General features: G+C 69.0%; 17 protein-coding genes. 11 read left to right on the plus strand and 6 right to left on the minus strand.

Features of this window, described 5'->3' with window-relative positions; translation table 11 throughout:
• Positions 1 to 60: 60 nt before the first annotated feature.
• A complete protein-coding gene (locus LJ657_RS13700; RefSeq protein ID WP_232648834.1) occupies positions 61 to 432 on the minus strand; it encodes a VOC family protein in 372 nt (123 codons plus the stop codon).
• 180 nt (positions 433 to 612) lie between these two features.
• Here LJ657_RS13700 and LJ657_RS13705 point away from each other — a divergent pair, with 180 nt between their 5' ends.
• On the plus strand, positions 613 to 1,671 hold the full coding sequence (locus LJ657_RS13705; RefSeq protein ID WP_232648835.1) for a vWA domain-containing protein: 1,059 nt from the start codon (positions 613 to 615) through the stop codon (positions 1,669 to 1,671).
• A gap of 313 nt (positions 1,672 to 1,984) precedes the next feature.
• Positions 1,985 to 2,308, plus strand: a complete 324-nt coding sequence (locus LJ657_RS13710) for a hypothetical protein (protein WP_232648836.1) — start codon at positions 1,985 to 1,987, stop codon at positions 2,306 to 2,308.
• 447 nt (positions 2,309 to 2,755) lie between these two features.
• Here LJ657_RS13710 and LJ657_RS13715 read toward each other — a convergent pair whose 3' ends face one another.
• Positions 2,756 to 3,661 (minus strand): LysR family transcriptional regulator, encoded by a 906-nt coding sequence (locus LJ657_RS13715; protein WP_232648837.1) that lies wholly within the window; start codon positions 3,659 to 3,661, stop codon positions 2,756 to 2,758.
• A 146-nt stretch (positions 3,662 to 3,807) separates the two neighbouring features.
• Between LJ657_RS13715 and LJ657_RS13720 the strand changes: the two genes are divergently transcribed.
• The 5 genes from LJ657_RS13720 to LJ657_RS13740 all read left to right on the plus strand — a co-directional run bounded on the left by LJ657_RS13720 (position 3,808) and on the right by LJ657_RS13740 (position 9,099).
• Complete coding sequence (locus LJ657_RS13720) at positions 3,808 to 4,926, plus strand: PrpF domain-containing protein (RefSeq protein ID WP_232648838.1); 1,119 nt, start codon at positions 3,808 to 3,810, stop codon at positions 4,924 to 4,926.
• On the plus strand, positions 4,923 to 6,320 hold the full coding sequence (dctA, locus tag LJ657_RS13725) for a C4-dicarboxylate transporter DctA (RefSeq protein WP_232648839.1): 1,398 nt from the start codon (positions 4,923 to 4,925) through the stop codon (positions 6,318 to 6,320). Before LJ657_RS13720 ends, dctA begins: the two co-directional genes overlap by 4 nt.
• A 308-nt stretch (positions 6,321 to 6,628) precedes the next feature.
• Complete coding sequence (locus tag LJ657_RS13730; RefSeq protein WP_232648840.1) at positions 6,629 to 7,735, plus strand: alpha/beta fold hydrolase; 1,107 nt, start codon at positions 6,629 to 6,631, stop codon at positions 7,733 to 7,735.
• A 393-nt stretch (positions 7,736 to 8,128) separates the two neighbouring features.
• Positions 8,129 to 8,278, plus strand: a complete 150-nt coding sequence (locus tag LJ657_RS13735) for a hypothetical protein (protein WP_232648841.1) — start codon at positions 8,129 to 8,131, stop codon at positions 8,276 to 8,278.
• A 179-nt stretch (positions 8,279 to 8,457) separates the two neighbouring features.
• Positions 8,458 to 9,099 carry a carbonic anhydrase gene (locus LJ657_RS13740; RefSeq protein ID WP_232648842.1) on the plus strand — a complete coding sequence of 214 codons (642 nt, stop codon included), beginning with the start codon at positions 8,458 to 8,460 and terminating at the stop codon, positions 9,097 to 9,099.
• Between the two features lie 123 nt (positions 9,100 to 9,222).
• On the opposite strand, the gene LJ657_RS13745 is transcribed toward LJ657_RS13740, so the two are convergent.
• Positions 9,223 to 10,200, minus strand: a complete 978-nt coding sequence (locus tag LJ657_RS13745) for an L-threonylcarbamoyladenylate synthase (RefSeq protein ID WP_232648843.1) — start codon at positions 10,198 to 10,200, stop codon at positions 9,223 to 9,225.
• Positions 10,201 to 10,679: 479 nt separating this feature from the next.
• On the opposite strand from LJ657_RS13745, the gene LJ657_RS13750 reads away from it, so the two are divergent.
• The 3 genes from LJ657_RS13750 to LJ657_RS13760 all read left to right on the plus strand — a co-directional run bounded on the left by LJ657_RS13750 (position 10,680) and on the right by LJ657_RS13760 (position 14,219).
• Complete coding sequence (locus LJ657_RS13750; protein WP_232648844.1) at positions 10,680 to 11,459, plus strand: class I SAM-dependent methyltransferase; 780 nt, start codon at positions 10,680 to 10,682, stop codon at positions 11,457 to 11,459.
• A gap of 1,050 nt (positions 11,460 to 12,509) precedes the next feature.
• On the plus strand, positions 12,510 to 13,502 hold the full coding sequence (locus LJ657_RS13755) for an AI-2E family transporter (RefSeq protein WP_505016517.1): 993 nt from the start codon (positions 12,510 to 12,512) through the stop codon (positions 13,500 to 13,502).
• Between the two features lie 276 nt (positions 13,503 to 13,778).
• Positions 13,779 to 14,219 (plus strand): VOC family protein, encoded by a 441-nt coding sequence (locus LJ657_RS13760; protein WP_232648846.1) that lies wholly within the window; start codon positions 13,779 to 13,781, stop codon positions 14,217 to 14,219.
• On the opposite strand, the gene LJ657_RS13765 is transcribed toward LJ657_RS13760, so the two are convergent.
• Together LJ657_RS13765 and LJ657_RS13770 are read right to left on the minus strand one after the other, a co-directional pair.
• Positions 14,188 to 14,544: a hypothetical protein gene (locus LJ657_RS13765; RefSeq protein ID WP_232648847.1), complete on the minus strand. Its 357-nt coding sequence runs from the start codon at positions 14,542 to 14,544 to the stop codon at positions 14,188 to 14,190. The two genes, LJ657_RS13760 and LJ657_RS13765, sit on opposite strands and share 32 nt — an antisense overlap.
• Before the next feature lie 268 nt (positions 14,545 to 14,812).
• Positions 14,813 to 17,263: a SpoIIE family protein phosphatase gene (locus LJ657_RS13770; protein WP_232648848.1), complete on the minus strand. Its 2,451-nt coding sequence runs from the start codon at positions 17,261 to 17,263 to the stop codon at positions 14,813 to 14,815.
• Between the two features lie 925 nt (positions 17,264 to 18,188).
• Between LJ657_RS13770 and LJ657_RS13775 the strand changes: the two genes are divergently transcribed.
• The gene (locus tag LJ657_RS13775; RefSeq protein ID WP_232648849.1) at positions 18,189 to 19,613 is read left to right on the plus strand and encodes a non-reducing end alpha-L-arabinofuranosidase family hydrolase; all 1,425 of its coding nucleotides are present in this window, start codon (positions 18,189 to 18,191) and stop codon (positions 19,611 to 19,613) included.
• Between the two features lie 517 nt (positions 19,614 to 20,130).
• Here LJ657_RS13775 and LJ657_RS13785 read toward each other — a convergent pair.
• A complete protein-coding gene (locus tag LJ657_RS13785; protein ID WP_232648850.1) occupies positions 20,131 to 20,697 on the minus strand; it encodes a dihydrofolate reductase family protein in 567 nt (188 codons plus the stop codon).
• Positions 20,698 to 20,727: the final 30 nt, after the last annotated feature.

Below are 20,727 nucleotides of genomic sequence, written 5' to 3' on the forward strand. Positions count from 1 at the left end.
CTCACGGAGAAGCAGGAGTTGACGCATGCCCGGGAGAGAGGCGGGCGCAGGGGCCGGTCGTCACGCCTCCTGGTAGAGGTTGACGATGTTGCCGTCCGGATCGCGCAGCCACACCGAGCGGCGTCCCCACGGTTGGGTCGTCGGCGGCTTGAGGACCTCGACGCCCTGAGCCAGCAGTCGTTCGTGGCGTGCATCCACGTCGGCGACCTGGAACTCCAGAGTGAAGCCCCCGTTCCCATCGCCGGCCATCGATCCGGGCACCATCGACTCCATGCCCTGTGCGGAGAAGAACGACAGGACGGCGCCGGAGACCGTCACGCGAGCGAAGGGGCCGCTCCCCTCGACATCCGCGTCGAGTACCGCGGCGTAGAAGGCGGCGAGGGCCGGCACATCGTCGGTGATGAGCGCGGTGCCGGTGAACTGTGGCTGCATCCGGGCATCGTAGGCCGACGTCGGGTTGCTGACGTCGTGCGTGTCGCAGCCGCCGTCGACGCGACCACGGTTCCCGGGAACGGCGGCTGCCGGGGCCCCGGCCTGCGTGAAACACCGTTGTCAGTGCCTCCCCATAGAGTGAAAACATCATTCGGGGCAGCTCGGAGGGGGAGCAGAAGCATGTCCGCAAAAAGGATCCAGCACAAGGTGAACCACGTCGCGCTGGTGGTGGACTGTTCGGGTTCCATGCGTCCGCACGAGAGTCAACTCATCCGCGTCGTGGACGAGTTCGTGGCGGGGCTGAAAGCCGAATCGGACAGCCTCGGCCACGAGACCCGGATCAGCCTCTACTCCTTCGACCACCAGGTGGAGAACCTGGTGTGGGACATGGACGTGAAGCATCTGCCGTCCATGCGGGGCCTGTACCAGGTCAACAATGGCGCTACGGCCCTCATTGAGGCTTCGCTCAAATCCCTGGACGACCTGGGTCATATCTGGGAGGAATACGGCGAACACAGCTTCCTCCAGATCGTGGTGACGGACGGCGAGGAGAACGCCTCCGGGGGCGACAGGCGCCACGATGGCGACATGACCATCCTTGGCCCCTGGCTCGACAAAATCACGGCCAAGATGGGCGGGCTCCCGGGCCACTGGACGTCCGCGATCCTCGTTCCGAACTCCCTGGCCAAGCGGACCGCCCAGAACTACGGTTTCCCGGCGGGGAACATCGCCATCTGGGACGCGGATTCCCAGAAGGGAGTCGAGGAGGCGATCGGCACCGTGCGCGCTGCCGCCACCAGCTTCCTCCGCGGGCGAGAGCAAGGGGTGCGCGGCACGAAGAACCTGTTCGCCGTGGGTCAGGACATATCACTTGACGAGATTCGGGCGAACCTCGAACCGATTCCGGCGAACAAATACCGGCTCCTGAAGGTCGACCAAGAAGTCGAGATCCGTCCCTTCGTCAACTCGCATCCAGGCGTGACATACGAACGCGGTTCGTGTTACTACCAGCTGGGCGCCCGGGCTCAAGTCCAGCTGAACAAGGAAGTCATCGTGGTCGAGAAGGACACCGACCGCGCCTATACGGGCGACGCTGCGCGCAGCCTGTTGTTCGGCACGGATATCCAGGGAACCGTCTCCGTGAAGGCGGGGAACAACCCCAAGCTGGAGGTATACGTACAGAGCCGATCGGTGAACAGGAAGCTCAAGCCGAAGACACGTCTGCTCATCATGCTCTGAAGCCACGCGGGTAAGAAGGCTGGGTCCGAGGGCGAGTTCGCCTTCGGACCCAGATTCTTGGACGGAGTGCGGCTGACACCGATGCCGGTAGTGCTTTGGGGAATGGGCAGAGACGACACCCTCATACATGAGCTCAGTGAAATGACCGGCATGAGGCAGTGGCCTCATCGACGGTCGCCGGTGCAACCTGCCGTGGGTGCGTTGCGGCATCAGCGCCGGATGTTCGGATGATTGCGGTGTGTTTGACGGAATTAGTGACTACTGGCTGTAAAAATTCCCGTGTCGAGTGTGCGAGTTAAGAAGAGGAGGAGTTATGTCTGTGATCATGACTTTGGCGGTCGCCGGCGATCCAAAGGGGGCGGAGCAGTACGCCTCGGCCAACGCGGAGAAAATGCGGGCTGTCCTCGAAGTGGCGAAGCGGCATGGCCTCATTGCGCATCGCTTCTACGGCTCCGATGACGGCGGCAGCTTGATGGTGCTCGACGAGTGGCCCGACCGGCAGAGCTTCGAGTCGTTTTTCCAGAAGCAGGGGGCCGAGATCAGGCCGATGTTCGAAGCCGCAGGGGTATCAGCGCAAATCGAGCCGACGTTCTGGCGGGAGCTCACGACACACGACGCCTACGGTTGGGGCGTCTGATCTCGACAGCACCACGCAGGGGAGGCTCGTCGACAGCACCTGTACGCGATCGTCGACGGCGAGGCAATACCTGAGGAAGGCGAGCTTGAAGCCGTCTCATGCCTCGATGAGTTCGCCCCGCTCGGTCTCCGGCCCCATCCAGGTCGGCAATGGGCCGAGTGGGGGAAGCACAGGGACTCTGACCGAGAGCGGGCTCTGCGGTCACATCAAACCGAAGAAGAACCGGTTCGGCCGGGCCCGTCCCGGAGCATGCAGGGGCAGCCGGACCGCGGCTCCGGACGCCTGGCGCCGTATCCCAGCAGTCATGAGTTCCCGCCGGGTGCGGTCGTGGCCGGCTGACGGCGAGAGCCCTGCCCGCCACGGCTCCGGCACCCTGCGCTACCTCGACCCCGGCGCCGAACCCGTCGGGGCCGGATTGACGCCATGGCTGGTGGGCGCTGTTCGGGGTCAGAGAGTTCGGGCCGCAGCGGCGTCGCGGAGGAGTTGGGCGAAGGTCTGGGCGGCGGGGGTGGGCGAGTGGTCGGCCATGCGCACCAGGAGGATGCGGCGGATGGGGGCCGGCCGCTGGAGGGGAAGGACGCTGACGCCGGGTCGGATGCCCTCCAGGGCCAGGGTGGGGGCGAGGGCTACGCCGATGCCGGCGGCGACCATGGCCTGGGCTTCCTGGTAGTCGTGGGCCTCGTAGGCGATGTGGGGCTCGAAGCCGACGGCGCGGCAGCCGCGGACGAGGGCTTCGGCCACCGGGTGATGGTCGGCGCGGGTGATCCAGGGGTCGTCTGCGAAGTCGGCGAGCGAGGCTGCGTCGCGGCCGGCGAGCGGATGCTGGTCGCTGACGAGGAGGGCCGGCGGGTCGTCGAGGAGCGGGGTGACGACGATGTCCTCCCGGTCGATTCGGCTCCAGTCGTAGTCCCACATCAGCGACATTTCGATCTCCCGGTTCTCCAGCATCGTCCAGAGCCCGGCGATGCGGGCGCTTCGGACGGTCAGCCGCACGTCGGGATGGGCGTCCCGGAAGGCGATCACGGCCTGCGGGAGGAGCGAGGCTCCCACGGTGGGGAAGGTGCCGATGCGCAGTGTGCCCGCGCGCAGGCCGGCGTGGTCGGCGAGTTCGTTCTCCGCGGCCCGCAGTTCCCTTTCGATGCGGTGCCCTCGTTCGGCCAGTGCCCGTCCGGCGTCGGTGAGGGTGACTCCGCGGGCGTGCCGTTCCAGCAGTGGCTGTCCCGCCTCCGATTCCAGACGGCTGATCTGCTGCGACACCGCTGACGGGGTGTAGTTGAGGGCGCGGGCTGTCGCGGTCACCGAGCCGCGCCGGGCGACCTCCGTGAACAGCAGGATGCGCCGGACGTCGAGCATGTCGTCACCTTCAGCGTTCACTTCAGCTTAATGGCCATGCAGATTTCCGAGATTGTACTTCACGCTGCCGTAACCCACCGTGGAGGACACCACGCACGGCGAGGCCGTCGGTGGACTTCCCTTTCCACGTCTGTGAGGAGTCGGTTGTGCTGTGTCTGCAGGGCGAGATGATCCGCGGAGGAACCAGCAAGTGCTGGATCTTCGCCCACCGCGATGTGGCCGCCACGGGCGTGGACGTCGATGCCCTGCTGCTCGCCGCCTTCAACGCCGCCGACCCCCGCCAGATCGACGGCGTCGGCGGCGCTTCCTCCACCACCTCCAAGGCCGCCGTCGTACAGGCGTCAGCCCGACCCGGCGTGGACGTCGAGTACGCCTTCGCACAGATCGGCATCGGCGACGAGCGCGTGGAATGGGCCAGCAACTGCGGCAATTGCGCAACCGCCGTGGCCCTGTACGCCGTCCACCACCATCTCGTGCCGATCGCGCCGGACACCACCACCGTCCGCATGCTCAACGTCAACACCGGGGCCCGTCTCACAGGCACGATCCCCACCCCCGCCGGCGTGGCCCCGGACGAGGGCGCGGCCGTGGTGGCGGGTACCTCGGCACGCGGCGTACCGGTCCTGCTCGGGTTCCTCGACCCGGCGGGCTCGACGACCGGACGCTCTCTGCCGACCGGCCGGACACTGGACGAACTGACAGGACCGGCCGGCCCCGTCGAGGCATCCCTGGTGGACGCCGGTGCGCCGGCCGCGCTGTTCGAGGCCAAGGCGGTCGGCCTCGACGGCACCGAATCCCTCACCGCGTTCGCCACCGCAGTGCCCGCACTGACACTGCTGCGCCGCCAGGCAGCGCTGGCCATGGGCCTGGCCCGTGAGGGCGACCCGGTCAGCCATGCGGTGCCGAAGGTGGGCATCGTCGCCCGACCCGCCGCATATCGCACCACACAGGGAATACCCGTCAACCAGGACGAGTACGACCTGGCCGTGCGCATGGTCTCCATGCACGCGCCACACCCGGCGATCGGCCTGACCTCCGCCGTCGCCCTGGCCACGGCAGCCGCCACCCCCGGCACCCTCGCACACCGCGTCGCCCGGCAGACCGCCGACGGCACGCTGCGCCTGGGCACTCCCGCCGGCGTGGTCACCACCCGAGCCGTCCCCGCACCGGACGGCGCGTCCCCCACGGTGCTGCTGCACCGCGCCGCCCGGCGTATCGCCCGAGCCGAACTCCTCGTTCCCGTCCTGGAAGGACGCCCCGCATGAGCCGCAACGACGCCGCCCCGGGTACCGTCACCGCACCACCTGGCCGCACCCGCCGCATGCTGTCCCACCTCTACATCCAGTGCCTGACAGCCGTCTTCCTCGGCGCCGCCGTGGGCTGGCTGTGGCCGTCCGTCGGTGCTGACCTCAAGCCGCTCGGCGACGGCTTCATCGCGCTGGTGAAGATGTTCATCGCGCCGATCATCTTCTGTACGGTCGTCCACGGCATCGCCTCAATGGGCAACGCCCGCGCGGTCGGCCGCGTGAGCCTGAAGGCCCTGGTCTACTTCGAGGTGCTGACCACCGTGGCCATGGTGATCGGCCTGGTCGTCGTCAACGTCGTCAAGCCGGGCAGCGGTCTGCACGTCGATGTCTCGACCCTGTCCGCCAAGGGCCTGCCACCCGAGGCGACCACGGCCCACGAGGGCTTCGCCGAGTTCGTCCTCGCCATCGTCCCGGCCACCCTGGTCAGCGCGCTGACCGGCAACGAGATCCTGCCGGTGCTGCTGGTGTCGGTGCTGTTCGGCTTCGGCCTGCACGCCGCCGGAGAGGCGGGCCTGGGCATCGCCCGGGGCATCGAGAAGTTCTCCACGGTTCTGTTCACGCTCATCCGCTGGATCATGCGGCTGGCCCCCATCGGCGCGTTCGGCTCCATGGCCTTCACCATCGGGAACTACGGACTGGGCACCCTGCGCCATCTGGCCCTGCTCGTCGGTTCGTTCTGGCTGACCGCCCTCTTCTTCGTCCTGGTCGTCCTCGGGACCGTGATGCGCCTCAACGGACTGCGGCTGCTGCCCTTCCTGCACTACATCAAGGAAGAGCTGCTGATCGTCCTGGGCACCTCCTCCACCGAGCCCGTTCTGCCGCGCATGATGGCCAAGCTCCAGCATGTGGGCGCCTCGAAACCGGTCGTCGGCATCACGCTGCCCGCCGGGTACTCCTTCAATCTCGACGGCACCGCCATCTACCTGACCATGGGCTCGGTCTTCCTCGCCCAGGCCCTCGGCATCGACCTCAGCCTCACCCAGCAGCTGACCATGCTCGCCGTCATGCTGCTCACCTCGAAGGGCGCCGCAGGCGTCACGGGCTCCGGCTTCATCGCCCTGGCGGCCACACTCAGCGCCGTCCCGCACGTCCCCGTCGCCGCCCTGGCTCTGATCTTCGGCATCGACCGGTTCATGTCCGAAGCCCGCGCCCTGACCAGCCTGGTCGGCAACGGCGTCGCCACCCTGGCCGTCGCCCGCTGGGAGGGCGAGCTCGACCAGGACCGCGCCAAGGCCGTCCTGCGCGGCGAGATCCCGTATGCCCCTGTCCCCGCTCCTGCCGCGGTGACGGCCGAGCCCGGTACGAAGGAGACGCCCGCCCCGACCCGCGACCCCGTCCCAGCCGCAAGCTGACGTCGCGTGAGAGGGCCGGCCCGGACAGAAGTCCCGGGCCGGCCCTCCTCAAGGGCGCCCGGTCCTGCGTGGCACCAGTGACACGCGACCTTGGAGGTGCCCCAGGGCTGGGGCACTCGGCTTCGCCCGGGAGGGCACTTACGCCCACGGGAGTACGCGCGATGACGACTCTCGGTGGATGATCCCGGTTCTGGACAGGGAGATGCTGTGGGGCAGGGCGATGGGCGTTTGCCTGCTCTGCGTGTCCGCATCGCCTGTGACCGTGTCGGCCGTCGGGGCTGCCGGCCTGAAACAGAATGGGAACTCGCGTGGATGCCGACTCTCTGGCCGGACGGACCGAACTCCCGCGGTCGGATTCCGACGCGGCGCAGCGCACGCCCGCGCAGCGCACGCCCGCGCAGCGCCGTTCGCGGCTCAGGCGGTGGTCGAGACGCGTGGCGCTCGCCTGCGCCGTTCTGCTCGCAGTCGTCACCACGGCCTCTTTGGCCTACAACGCCTTCACTGCGGGACGTGCCGCGCCTCCGAGAGGGCTGCGATACGTTCAGGCGGCCGACGTCCGTACCCGCTACCAGACGTGGGGCACGACCGGTTCGCCTGTCGTCCTCGTCCACGGGGCCTTCGAGCAGGTCGACACCTGGTCGCGATTGGCACCGCTCCTCGCCCGCGATCACCGGGTCTACGCACTGGACCTGACCGGAGACGGCTACAGCGAACGCCGCGGCCCGTACACCGTCAACCACTTCACTCGGCAGCTGCTCGGCTTCCTCAGCGCCATGCACCTCGGTGGGCCGGGGGAGCACCCCCTGCTGGTGGGCCACTCCAGCGGAGCCGCAGTCGTCGCGGAGGCGGCACTGCGCGCACCGGGGCGGATCGGGAGCGTGATGCTGCTCGACGGTGATGCGCTGGACACCGGTGCCGGTCCACCGCCAGCCCTCAAATACGTGCTGATCGATCCCTACCGCACCAGCCTCTTGCGCCTTGGTCTGAGCGCCGATTGGCTGATCCGCTCCTTCTACGACGCCCAGTGCGGGCCGGCCTGCCCGCCTCTCAACGCCGTCGGACTGGAACAGTGGCGTCGGCCGCTGCGGGTCCGGGGCGCCGAAGCCGCACTGTGGAGCATGCTCCGCGAGGGCGTGCCCGGCCTCCCCGCCGGCCAGGTGGCGCGACTCGCGGCCGTCGGCATCCCCAAGTCGGTCGTGTTCGGTGCCGAGGACGACGTATTCAGCAGGCAGAGCCCGCAGCAGACCGCCCGGCGCATCGGTGCACCGCACCCCACCCTCATTCCCGGAGCCCGCCACCTGACCATGATCTCCAGTCCCCGTGAGGTCGCGGCAGCCGTGGAAGCCCTGGCCGGCGCGCACCCCGCTGTGCCACGGCGAAGTGCCGGTACGGAGCAAGGCGGAAGTCCCCAGTGACACGCGGTGCTTGGGCACCACACCACCTCCGTGGTCATCCGCTCTCGGTCGCCTGGGGTGACTCCCGGGAAGGTGTGGAGACGGGGCGCCGCCTGGTGGTCCGCAACGGCTGTCACCGGCCCGGTGGGGCATCGGCGCGGTCGGCGTGGTCGATGCTTCGAACGCGGTCGGCACGTCAGCGGTAGCGACGTGAGTGCCCTCGCGGTCCATGCCATCGGCACCAGGCTCCTGAACCCGCCGCCGCTGCACGTTGCGCATGTCGAGGAGATGGTCGCGGTGCTGTCCGGCCGGGCCATGAGGAGTCCATGAGGTCGTCAGTCGGCCTCCGGTCCTCCGATCAGTACATCGAGCGCCGTGCCACAGAAAGGCTTCGCGGGCCGTCACCCTGGCCCGGTGCTGTTCAAGCTGACCGGATCCAGGGGCGCGGGCAGGACCACGCTCGCCTCCGCCGTCACCGCCCGGCTGGACACGGTGGCGGTGCACGACTTCGACGAAGTCGGCGTCCCGACCCGCCGATCCCTCCCCACTGACGCAATCGCATGACCGAGGTGGGAGTGCGACGCGCACTGGAGTACCACCATCGCGGCATGGACCTGCTGCCGACCGGGACCTCGCGCCTGGGCGAAGTACTGGCCGTCCCTCGGCCCCGTCGCCGAACGGGATCTCAGTCTGGGCGAAGACCGCGCGCCGCGGTGAGTGGTGTCGCCTCGTAGGCTGCGGTCATGAACGAGATCAAGACTCCGACGCCTCGTGATGCTTTCGAGCTGCTGTTGGCCGGTAACCTGCGTTTCGTCGCCGGTGCTCCCGAGCACCCGAACCAGGACGCCACCCGCCGAGCCGAGATTGCTCCGTCCCAGCAGCCCTTCGCCGTGCTGTTCGGGTGTTCCGACTCCCGGCTTGCCGCTGAAATCATCTTCGACCGCGGCCTGGGCGACCTGTTCGTGGTGCGGACCGCGGGCCACGTCGTGGGTGCGGAGGTGCTGGGCAGCATCGAATACGGGGTGGACCTCCTGGACTGCCCGCTGGTGGTGGTGCTTGGTCACGACTCGTGCGGCGCGGTGGGCGCGGCGTGCGCCGCGCTGGAGGACGGCATGACACCGGCCGGGTACGTCCGTGACGTCGTCGAGCGGGTGACCTCCAGCGTGCTGGCGGCGCGGGCCGCCGGAAGGGTGGAGCCGGAGGAGATCCTCGCGGAGCACATAAGGCACACCGTCGATCTGCTGCTGGACCGTTCCCGGGTGCTGGCTGAGAAGGTCGCCGCCGGCCAGGCCGCCGTGGTGGGCCTGTGCTACCGGCTGGCTGACGGCAGCGCGCAGCTCGTCGCGGCCCGCGGATTGGATGTTGCGGTCCCCGCCGCGTCCTGAGCCCCTGCAAGCTCCAATGATCACTGTCGGGCCTGGTCAGGACCGTTCACTCAGGGCGGGGCGCGACCAGGCCCGATCGGCGTCGACGCCGGTGCTGGGCACGGGCGTCGACGCCGGTGCTGGTCACGCCGTGGTCCGGGGCCCTGCGGCGCGGCGGAGCCGGTTGGCGATCGCCAGGCCCAGCCCCTCCTCCACCGGCAAGGACGCGACGATGAGGTCGCATCCCCGCTGGTCGAGTTCGCGTAGGAACCCGTACAGGCCGCGTGCGTAGGCGACCATCGAGCCGGGGACCGGCGCCACGGCGTGTGCCTTCACCGGAGTGTCGGTGAAGGAGGGGGGAAGGAGGACGCCCACGCGGTGCCCCAGCTCCTGCGCGAGTTCCGCCTCCGCGACGACCTTCTCGGGCTCCACGAGGACGACCCGGGCCCGCGGCGCGTAGTGGGACGGATGCTGGCCCGGCACCCGGACGACGCTCGTCGACTGCACCGCCGGCGGGCGCCCCAGCACCGCTTCGAGGTCCTCTCGGGTCACCCCGCCGGGCCGCAGGATACTCGGCGTCTCGCCGGTGACGTCCACGATGGTCGACTCGACGCCGACCTCGCAGGGGCCGCCGTCCAGCACGAAGTCGACGGCATCACCGAGCTCCATATGGACGTCGTGCGCAGTGGTGGGGCTGACCTGGCCGAAGCGGTTCGCGGACGGGGCCGTGACACCGCCGCCGAAGGCCGACAGCAGTGCGAGTGCGACGGGGTGGTCGGGCACGCGCACGGCCACCGTTTCCAGGCCACCGGTCGCTTCAAGGGGCACTCTGGGACCGCGCCGCAGGACCAGCGTGAGGGGCCCCGGCCAGAAGTGTTCGGCCAGCAGGCGCCCCGTCTCGGGCACGTCCTGGACCCAGTCGGCCAGGTGCTCCGCGCTGCCGAGGTGGACGATCAGCGGGTGAGAGGGCGGGCGCCCCTTGGCCTGGAAGATGCGCGCGACGGCGGCGGAGTCCTCGGCGTTGGCGCCCAGACCGTAGACGGTCTCGGTCGGGAAGGCCACGAGCCCTCCGGCGCGCAGCACACCGGCCGCCTTCTCGATGTCACGGGGTTTGGCCGTCACCGCGGCAATCCTTTCATTGTTCGGATCTCCCACACCGCACGGTCGCCTCGGCGTACGACGATGTCCTCGGCTGACGGCATCGCATGAGCCGGTGCGCACCAAGGCCGTCACGGCGGTACTGGGGAAGACCACCAGGACGGCCCGGTTCCAACGTAGAACCGACGAGGCCCTACGCGGCCATCGGGGCTGCGCCGGGCGTCGCGAGACAGGAGCAGACCGGGAACCGTGCAACGTATCCAACGACTCGGCATCGTCAACGTTCCGAGCAACCGGATCTCCGACTCTTCTGGTGCCGCACCCGAGAACTGCGCCCGGCATACCGACCGGCCCAACTCCTGTCGTTCTGGTGTGGGTTGCTGCTGGGTTGCTGCCGCGCGGCTGTGGGTAATGCGGTGGCGTCGTGAAGGGCGGGCATCGTAGGTTGTGCACTCGTGACTGAGGACCCGAAGACGCGCCCGGATCCCTACGGCCTCGGCCGGGTGTTCAACGAGGTGGCGGAGCTCTACGACCGGGTCCGGCCGGGGTATCCGGACGAATTGTTCGCAGACCTGGTCGCCATCACCGGCATGGGCGAAAGGTCGTCGGTGCTGGAGGTGGGCTGCGGCAGTGGTCAGGCCACGCCATCGCTGGCAGCGCTGGGATGCTCGGTGACCGCCGTCGAGGCGGGCGCGGACATGGCAGCACTCGCTCGACGCCGGGTCGCCTCTTTTCCCAATGTCGAGGTCGAGACATCGCGGTTTGAGGAGTGGGACGACCGTGGCCGACGCTTCGACGCCCTGGTCGCTGCGTCGTCGTGGCACTGGGTCGACCCATCGGTTGGCTGGCGGCGGGCGCACGAGGTGGTCTCGCCCGGAGGCTGGATGGCGCTGCTGGGCCACGTGGTGGTCCGCCGGCCGGGAGAGCCCGAGGTGTATGCCGAGAGCGCCGATCTGCACGAGCGGTTCTCTCCGGGGAACCCCGGCTGGGGCCATCCGCCGCTGGAGGACGAGGTGCGCACCACCGACGAAGGGTGGGGGCTGGTCGAGGATCCCGGAGGACTGTTCGGCCCGACGATGGTGCGCTGGTACCCAACCGTTCAGTGGTTCACCGGGGACGGATTCGCGGACCTCCTTCGCTCGACGTCGCTGTATCGCAGGCTCGACCGGGAGGTCCGTGAGCCCCTGCTGGACGCTGTCGCCGAGCGCATCCGCACTCGGATGGGGGATCGGGCACCACGCCGTTATCTGAGCGTCCTGCGGGTGGGACGGCGCGTCGGGTGAGCCAAGGGACCGATGTCTGAACCACACGACCAGCCGTCGCGGGAGAGGCATGGCCGCGGCGGCCCTCCAAGTCGACTTCGGCGCAGTGATCCCATCAGACGGCTGGGGGACGGCGTTCGGCATGTCAGCAGGCGCGTTTCGGCGTGCAGGCGTGGCCGGACTTGCCGCGGCCGCCCGGGTGCCTGACCGGCGACGCGCTGGAGCACACCGGGACGACAGGCTGCCGGACATGCTCGCGCGGGCACGGTTGTCGTGTGTGCCGCTCGGACGCCGCTCGGGCGACGAGTGGGCGTAGAGGGGAGTTGCGCCCTCGTCCTTGATCCGACCGGAAGGCGGCGATGGCCCTCTCCGTCGGCGAGAAGACCGGGATCGCCGTCGTGCACGTCGACCGACTACGGGCGTCACGGCCCGGTCGCCCGCGTCGCCGCTCTCGACGTGCATGCCGGCGAGGTCTTCGCTGAGGTGATCGCGTGCAACAACATGGCGAATTTCAGCGCCTTCCTGGACCAGCTCGACGGGGAGATCGGTGCCGGCCAGGAGCGCCCCGTTGTGCGACACGACAAGACCACCGAGCGGCCCGGGGCGGGACCGTTGCTGCGGTCGGCGGTGTCAGCTCCCACTCCCGGCGCCTCACCCATGACCGCCCGGTCAGTGTTCTGTGCTGGATTTGGCGGAATGAGCGGCGGCATCCCCTCCCCGCGGTGGTGGTTTACAACCTGCGCGGGCTGGTCCGTGAGAGCACCGGCGATTTAGAAGGCGGCCTCAGGGGGGACACATGGCTGCGTGGTTTTGGCGAGGTGAGGTGGTGATGTTCGGGTGGGTGGTGCCGTGCGCTGGTTGCGTCGGTATCCGGGTGGCGGTGGTGGCGCCCGTCGTAACGGGGGGCGGTTGCGGTTTGTGGTGCTGGGCAGTCGGCCGGCGCGGGGGGTGGGGTCGGTTGCGCGTGCGCGCAGGGCGGGGGCGGCAGAGCGGAGGGCGGGGCAGGGCGTGGTGGTGGCCCGAGGATTGAGGGTCGGGGCTGCGTATGGATGGCGACTGTTGGTGTTGGGAGTGGTCGCCTATGCGGTTTTTGTGATGTTGGGGCGTTTGCAGCTGGTTGCCGTGGCGCTGTTTCTTGCTCTGGTGGTGACGTCGGTCCTGCGTCCGCTTGTGGATCTACTGGCGCGATGGCTGCCAAGGGCGCTGGCGGTGGTGGTGGGTGTCGCGGGAAGCTTGCTGGCGGTCCTTGGACTGCTGGCGCTGGTGGGCGAGCTGGTGGCGAGTGAGTGGGGTCGGCTGGGGCGGGAGTTCGGCGGGGGAGTGGGGCGCATCGAGCGGTGGCTGCAGGGGCCTCCTTTCCATGTGAGTCCCACCGTCATGTCGGATCTTCAGGGCAAGGTGGGCTCTTTTGTGTCCGCGCACCGCTCGGCTTTCGTCAGCGGTGCGGTGAGCGGAGCCGGGCGGCTGGTCGAGGCGCTGACGGTGTTGGTGCTTGCGCTGTTCTGTTCGATTTTCTTCATTCATTCCGGTGACCGGTTGTGGTCCTGGTTTCAGGAGGGGCTGCCACGGCGGGCCCGGGACGCGTTCGGCCGTGCGGGCGGTGCGGCGTGGCGGACCTTCGCCGGGTACACGCGGGGCATCGTGATCGTGGCGGCCACCAATGCGGTGCTGGTCGGTACCGCCCTGTTCGTGCTGGGGGTTCCGTTGGCCCTGCCGCTGACGTTGCTGGAGTTCTTCGCCGCGTTCGTCCCGCTGTTGGGGTCACCGATTGCGCTGGGGGTGGCCACGGTGGTGGCCCTGGCGTCGCGCGGCCCGGTCATCGCGATCGTGGTGCTGGCGCTGATCGTCGTCGTGGGCCAGATCGAGGGCCATGTGCTGCATCCGCTGGTGATGAGCTGGGCAGTGCGGCTGCACCCAGTGGTGGTGGCCGTTTCGGTGATTTCCGGCGGCGTCCTGGCGGGGGTGGTCGGTGCGGTCGTGGCGGTGCCGATGGTGTCGGTGGCGTGGGCGGTGGGCAGTGAACTGCGCGGCCCCTGGGCGGGGCGAAGAGGGATGGGTGCCTGAGGGGCTCGCAGAGAATCAGCAGTGTGACCTGAGCGTCTCCGACGAGGCCCGTGGTCAACTCGCGCCGAAGTCTGAGGTGTTGTTCGCGGGAGCGGCCAGGACGACGCACCTCCCCCGTGGCCGCGCCTGACTCGCGGCTCTGCTGCCGCGGTGCTGAGGCGTGATCCAGATTCTTCGGAGTTCAGCGGTCAGCGGATGTCGAGAGCGTGTCACCGGCTTCGTCCCAGGGATATCAGCACACATCACCGGCCGTACGAGGAAGAGGGAGGCCACACCATGGCGATTCAGCGGATGGACAACGTCGGCATCGTCGTCGAGGACCTGGACGCCGCCATCGCGTTCTTCGTGGAACTCGGTATGGAGCTGGAGGGCAGGGCGCAGGTCGAGGGCCCCTTCGCCGACCAGTGCACCGGACTCGACGGCGTCCGCTGCGACATCGCGATGGTGCGGACCCCGGACGGTCACAGCCGGCTCGAACTGGCGAAGTACCGCAGCCCCGCAGTGATCAGCGCCGGGCCCCGCAACCCACCGCACAACACCCTGGGCACGCATCGCGTCATGTTCGCCGTCGACGACATCGAGGACACCGTTGCGCGCCTGCGCCCTCACGGCGCTGAACTCGTCGGCGAGATCGCCCGGTTCGAGGACAGCCATCTGCTCTGCTACCTCCGCGGTCCGGAGGGCATCATCGTCGGAATCGCCGAGCAACTGCGCTGAGCAGGGGAAACCGAACCATGCCGGCGATAAGGATCATCGAGGTTCTGAACCGCCCGATCGGCGAGGAGCTGCCGGCCCGTGACCGGTCCAGCGAGACGTCGAAGGCGCGCTCGGCGCTCTCCTGGCCGTAGTCCTGGATCCACAGCATGGCTCGCTCGTCGCGAACGGCCTGCGCACAGGTGTCCCCGGACAGCATCGCGCACGTCTCCTCCGCCGGAACTACGGCGTCGGCGGCGACCTGGAACAGCATGTCCATGTCGAACGCGTTGACCTGGCCGGCGAAGGAGCCGCGCCGCAGTGTGCTACACGCCAGGGGTACCGGCATCGCTTGTTCCAGCATGCCGCTCAGCCGCCCAACGACCGTGGCGGGCAGGGCGGTCGCGCAGACGTACAGGAGATGGCTTTCCGGTCATTGTCGAACCCGGAAGCAATCCCGGCACCGCGCTCCGGACCTATTCAGCGGAGCGGTCGCGGAGGTCACCGGCACACGGGCTGTGGGGCAGCCCTCGCGAAGCGGCGGGCTCCCGCACCCGACATGCGGTGCCGTCGTTGTACCGGGTCGCGCGGGCGGCGGCGGTCCGTGTGCTCGGGTCTCAGTGCGGTTCGGGACAGGGGAGGGTCTGTGCGCACCAGATGGTCTTGCCGTTGGTGGTGTGCCGGGTGCCCCACCCCTGGGTGAGCTGGGCGACGAGCAACAGACCACGGCCCCCCTCGTCGAAGGCGCGGGCCCGGCGCAGGTGCGGAGCGGTGTTGCTGGCGTCGGAGACCTCGCAGATCAGGGAGGTATCGCGAATCAGCCGCAGCTTGATCGGTGGCTCGCCGTATCTGATGGCGTTGGTGACCAGCTCGCTGACGACCAGTTCGGTGACGAAGGCCGCCTCTTCCAGGCCCCAGGCGTCCACCTGGGCGACGGCGAACTTCCTGGCGCGCGGCACCTGTGCGGGGTCGGGCTCGACGTCCCAGTCGGCGACGTGCTGGGGATCCAGCGCCCGCGTGCGAGCGAGGAGCAGGGCGGCGTCGTCGGTGCGGTGCGCGGGGAGCATGGCGTCGATCACCGTGTCGCACAGGGACTCCAGAGAGGTGGCCGAGTGGTCCAGGACCCCATGCAGCTCGGCGATCCGCTGGTCGACAGCGCGCTGGCGGCTTTCCAGTAGTCCGTCGGTGTAGAGGGTCAGCAGGCTGCCTTCGGGCAGCTCGAGTTCGGTGGCCTCGAACGGCAGCCCGCCGATGCCGAGCGGCGGTCCGGGAAGGGCGGGTACCGGGGTCCCGGTGCCGTCCGGGGAGATGACCAGCGGCAGGGGATGGCCGGCGCTGGCCAGCGTGAGGCGCCGGGAGACTGGGTCGTAGACGGTGTACAGGCAGGTGGCCCCCGACTCGCCGATCGGCTGGAAACGGCCGGTGGCCTGGAGGTCGCTGGCGAGGTGGAGGACCAGGTCGTCCAGATGGGTCAGCAGCTCGTCCGGCGGCAGGTCGACGTCGGCGAGAGTGCGGACCGCCGTGCGCAGCCGCCCCATGCTGGCCGAGGCGTGCAGTCCATGACCGACGACATCGCCCACGACCAGGGCTACCCGCGCGCCGGACAGCGGAATGACGTCGAACCAGTCACCTCCCACTTCCGCGCCGGTCCCGGCAGGCAGGTAGCGGGATGCCACCTCGACCGCCTCCTGGTTGGGCAGCCCCTGCGGCAGGAGGCTGCGCTGCAGGGTCAGCGCCGTCGTGCGCTCGCGGTGGTACCGGCGGGCGTTGTCGATGGCGACGGCTGCCTTGGCGGTCAGTTCTTCGGCGAGGATCAGGTCGTCGGCGGTGAAGGCCTCGGGCCGGTCGAGGCGGGAGAAGGCGACGACGCCGAGCAGCGCGCCGCGGGCCCGGAGCGGCACGGTGATCCGGCCGGTCAGCCCATCCGCGGCAAGGGACTTGTCGATCAACGGGTTGCCCGGCGGCCAGTGGGCCGGATCTGCGGCGAGTCCGGGCCCGAAGGCCCATTCGCCGCCCTCACCGGGCTCAGCGGCGAGCTCGACCCTGGACCTGCCGGTGGCCATGCAGCGGGCGGCGACGGAATCGGCAGTGTGGCTCACGGGTGTCGTGGGCCCGGGGGCGCCGTCCGAGCCCTTCGCGCTGTGCTGGGCGGCACGGCTGAGCAGGATCGTCTGGCCGGGGGGCAACGTGGGCGCGGAGGGTGGTTCCTCTCCACGCAGCACCTCGTCGAAGAGATCCACGGTGACGAGGTCGGCGAATCCCGGCACGGGGGTGCCGGCCAGTTCCTGGGCGGTGCCGATCACGTCGAGTGTCCGGCCGATGCCGCCGCTGGCCTTGTTGAGGATGAGCAGGCGTTGCCGAGCCCAGTACTCGGCGCTCATGTCGAATCCCCAGTTGGCGACCGCGCGGACCCGGCCCTCGGCGTCCCGGACGGGCCAGATGCTGGTGGCCCAGGCGTTGGCGTAGTTACTGCCGAGCGGACGGAAGACGGTGATGAGACGGGTGGGCTCGCCCGTCCTCGCCACTTCGGCGAGCGCGTCGGTATAGGGCTTGTCGTCCCGTTCGGGAAACAGCGTGCGGTCGAACTCGGGAAACAGATCGCGGTACTTCTTGCCGAGTACTTGCTCCTCCGAGTGCGCGATCACCCGGCCCGAGGATGCGTTGATCCACAGGAACCGCAGCTCAGTGTCGTAAACACCCAGAGCGAAGGGAGACTGCTCGAAGGCCCGGTCCGCGATCACCGGACGGCGTCCCCAGCGCTGGATGGTCACCACGTAACCCTGTGCCTGACTGTCCAGCCCGGACAGCGGGTGTACGACCAGCATGGCGTCCACCGTGGAACCGTCCCGGTGGCGCAGGGGGATGAACCCTGTGGAGTCGGGTCCGGCGCCATACCCCTCGGGGAAGCCGGGTGGCGGGGAATCGACCAGCAGATCGGTCACGGGGCGGCCGACGGTGTCCTCCGCAGTCCAGCCCAGCAGCAGCCGGGCCCCCTCGCTCCAGCCGCTCACCACGCCGTCCGGGCTCACCACGGCAACGGCCGTGGGGGCGTCCTGCTTGCCGGCCATCTCCACGCGCCATGCCTCCGTCCGGACATCCGTGCACGTCAGGGCTGGTTTCCAGCGGCTGGTTCCAGACTAGGTCGTCCCCCGCTCCACGGCGCTTCGGCCAGTGCGTTGGGGGCGACGCACCACGAAGGAGAGGCACGGCTCGTCCGCGGGCGGATGTCGCACGGCTCGACGAGGCTCAGCCCACCCGGCGGCTCCCAGAGCAAGCTCCGCTGTTCGTCGTCCCTCGTGCGGGCCCGAGGCCCCAGGAGGCGTCGTTGGTGTACCACGTCGAGGCGTTGCCGCCGGTCGTGTGGAGGCTGGGGCGGGTTTGCGACAGATCGCATGCCATGACGTTCGTGAGTTGCTGCCCTCGACCGTGTTCTGACCATCGCCGGAGACTCGCACGCGGCGGTGGTTGCCGGCACCGGACGGCACCTCGGTCAGCCGGGTGTCGACGACCGGCGTGGTGCCGGGCGGGTCGATGTGGACCTGCGGGTGGTGATGGCGCGGAAGTTCGTGGAGCGGGCGTAGTCGGCGCGGTACTTGAACAGGCCTGCGGGGAAGGCTCGGCCGGCCGGGGCGTGGTCGTGAACGATGTTCAGCTGGCCTGAGCTCGTACTCGCACCCCACGCGCTACTTCTGTGACATCCAATGTTTGGCAGAGCTGCTGAGGCGTCAGTCGGACGCTAATCCAAACGTAGTAAAGGAACTTGTGTCACGAGGCTAGACACAGGCAACGTTCATATCCGTTAATCCATCCCATGTCCCAGTGGAGGCGACGGATGGGGCCGAGCTCTCTATGGATCCCGGAACTCTTTGTCGAGCCGCGCTGCGTCCTTGCCCAAGTCGCCGAGTCCGCCGTTCTCCGCTCTCCAGCTTGCCCGACACTTCGACCGATGTTCGGTATAGCGAACCGAATCTACTCAAGGATGAAGAGGTACTCATGCGCACAATGCGTTTCAGCCGCAGACATCTGTCTGTGGTGCTCGCGGCCGCCGTTGCGGTCCTGGTCTCGTTGGCGGCGATGCTCGTCGCCGGCCCGGCTCAGGCGGCCACCAGCGGCGCCTTACGCGGCGTCGGTTCCGGCCGGTGTCTCGATGTGCCGGGCGCCAGCCAGGCCGATGGCGCCCTCCTGCAGATCTGGGACTGCACGGGCGGGACCAACCAGCAGTGGACGCTGACGGACAGCAACCAGCTGACCGTGTACGGGAACAAGTGCCTGGACGTCCCGGGCCATGCCACCGCGGCCGGGACCAAGGTGGAGATCTGGGCCTGTAACGGCGGCACGAACCAGCAGTGGCGGGTGAACCCCGACGGTACCGTCGTCGGCGTGGAGTCCGGGCTGTGCCTGGACGTCAGCGGCGGCGCCACGGCCAACAGCACGGGGGTGCAGCTCTGGTCGTGCAGCGGCGCCGACAACCAGAAGTGGACCGGTCTTTCCGGGACGGGCAGCACGTGTTCTCTTCCGTCGACGTACCGGTGGAGCTCGACCGGTCCGTTGGCGCAGCCGTCGAACGGGTGGGCCTCGCTGAAGGACTTCACCACCGTGACGTACAACGGCAAGCACCTGGTCTACGCGACCTACTCAGACGGAACGTCGTGGAATTCGATGGGGTTCGCTCCCTTCACGAACTGGTCGGACATGGCCTCGGCCACCCAGATCGGCATGCCCTCGTCCGCGGTGGCGCCCACCCTTTTCTACTTCGCGCCCAAGAACATCTGGGTTCTGACCTCAAACGGGTGGGGTACCGCCTGGCCCTTCGTCTACCGCACCTCCAGCGACCCCACCAACCCCAACAGCTGGTCCGCGCCGCAGCCACTGTTCACCGGCAGTGTCCCCAATGGCAGCGCGATCGACCCGACCCTGATCGCGGACGACCAGAACATGTACTTGTTCTTCGCCGGTGACAACGGTGAGATCTACAAGTCGACCATGCCGATCGGGAACTTCCCGGGCAACTTCGGCTCGTCGTACACGACGGTCATGAGCGACACGGTGAAGAACCTGTTCGAGGCGCCGCAGGTCTACAAGGTTCAAGGCCAGAACCAGTACCTCATGATCGTCGAGGCGCGGGGGGCGACTGAGCAACGCTACTTCCGCTCGTTCACGGCCTCCAGCCTGAACGGTCCCTGGACCCCGCAGGCCGCCACCGAGTCCAACCCCTTCGCGGGCAAGGCCAACAGCGGTGCCACCTGGACCAACGACATCAGCCACGGTGACCTGGTCCGCAACAACCCCGACCAGACCATGACCATCGACCCCTGCAACCTGCAGCTCCTCTACCAGGGCCTGTCCCCCAACACGCCGTCGGGCACCCCCTACCAGCAACTGCCGTACCGGCCGGGTCTTCTCACCCTGCAGCGCTGACTCGCCCGATCCACGGTGATCGCGGTGCCGTGCGGACCGCCGACGCGTAGACGACGGTTCACGCCGTGGGTGACTGGCTCAACATCGCCACCGTGCAGGGTGAGGCCGGCGGTTCCGTCGACGACGTGGCGAAACTGATCTTGCTACGTCGTCGACTGGACTGCCGACAACTTGTCCCCGCTCCTGGAAGGCATCTGCCGGGCGGCCGCGAAACGGGGGGTCACTCCGGTGCCGTCGAAAGCCATCGTGGTCCCAGACCGTGGTCAGCGACAGGTGGGCCGTTGACGGCATCCGCGCGGCGTGGGCCCCAAGGCAGCTGAGTGCCGTAGCCGGCCGCTACGGCACTCAGGCGTCGGCCATCGGCGGTTTGGGGGCGTGGCCGAGCACCTGGGGCGCGGGAACCGCTCGGCCAGCCGCGTCGCCTGGTCGGGACGGGGATGCGGACGAGTACGTCCTGGCAGGGTCCGCGGTCGCGCCCGGCCTCAACCCCTCTTCAGCGTCGGGGCGTTGTCGCCGCTCAGCGCCTTGTCTCGTATCTGGTCAGGGCCACGCCGCCGGGAAACGTCCGCGTCTCCACCAGGTTCAGGTTCACCCAGCTGTCCAGCGCGGTGAAGAACGGGGTGCCGCCGCCCACCAGGACCGGATGGGTGGCGATCGCGTACTCGTCGATCAGCCCGGCGCGCATGGCCGCCCCGGCGAGCGTTGCGCCACCGATGTCCATCGGGCCGCCGTCCTCGGCCTTGAGCCGGGTGATCTCGGCGATCGCGTCGCCGGTGACCAGGCGGGTGTTCCAGTCGACCTTCTCGATCGTCGAGGAGAACACCACCTTCGGCGTGTCCCGCCAGTTCCGCGCGAACTCGATCTCCGCCGGGGTGGCACCCGGCTGCTGGTCGCCGGTCGGCCAGTAGGAACTCATCGTCTCCCACAGCTTGCGCCCGTACAGCGACAGGCCACTGGCCTGCTCGTGGTCGAGCCACCACTGGAACAGCTCGGGGCTCGGCGGTCCGCTCCAGCCGATGTCGTCGCCGGCCGCCGCGACGTAGCCGTCCAGGGTCAGGTTCATGCCGTAGATCAGTTTCCGCATGGCCCAGCCTTCCGTCCGTGGGTGTCCGGC

The sequence above is a fragment of the Streptomyces guryensis genome, assembly GCF_021261325.1.
GTDB classification, from domain to species: domain Bacteria; phylum Actinomycetota; class Actinomycetes; order Streptomycetales; family Streptomycetaceae; genus Streptomyces; species Streptomyces guryensis.

What these genes read in the sequence shown, in the direction of transcription:
- LJ657_RS13740 (WP_232648842.1), top strand. Translation starts at nt 8,458, where the DNA reads ATGAACGAGATCAAGACTCCGACGCCTCGTGATGCTTTCGAGCTGCTG.
- LJ657_RS13785 (WP_232648850.1), bottom strand. Translation starts at nt 20,697, where the DNA reads ATGCGGAAACTGATCTACGGCATGAACCTGACCCTGGACGGCTACGTC.
- LJ657_RS13775 (WP_232648849.1), top strand. Translation starts at nt 18,189, where the DNA reads ATGCGCACAATGCGTTTCAGCCGCAGACATCTGTCTGTGGTGCTCGCG.
- LJ657_RS13715 (WP_232648837.1), bottom strand. Translation starts at nt 3,661, where the DNA reads ATGCTCGACGTCCGGCGCATCCTGCTGTTCACGGAGGTCGCCCGGCGC.
- dctA (WP_232648839.1), top strand. Translation starts at nt 4,923, where the DNA reads ATGAGCCGCAACGACGCCGCCCCGGGTACCGTCACCGCACCACCTGGC.
- LJ657_RS13705 (WP_232648835.1), top strand. Translation starts at nt 613, where the DNA reads ATGTCCGCAAAAAGGATCCAGCACAAGGTGAACCACGTCGCGCTGGTG.
- LJ657_RS13765 (WP_232648847.1), bottom strand. Translation starts at nt 14,544, where the DNA reads ATGCCGGTACCCCTGGCGTGTAGCACACTGCGGCGCGGCTCCTTCGCC.
- LJ657_RS13760 (WP_232648846.1), top strand. Translation starts at nt 13,779, where the DNA reads ATGGCGATTCAGCGGATGGACAACGTCGGCATCGTCGTCGAGGACCTG.
- LJ657_RS13710 (WP_232648836.1), top strand. Translation starts at nt 1,985, where the DNA reads ATGTCTGTGATCATGACTTTGGCGGTCGCCGGCGATCCAAAGGGGGCG.
- LJ657_RS13700 (WP_232648834.1), bottom strand. Translation starts at nt 432, where the DNA reads ATGCAGCCACAGTTCACCGGCACCGCGCTCATCACCGACGATGTGCCG.
- LJ657_RS13770 (WP_232648848.1), bottom strand. Translation starts at nt 17,263, where the DNA reads ATGGCCGGCAAGCAGGACGCCCCCACGGCCGTTGCCGTGGTGAGCCCG.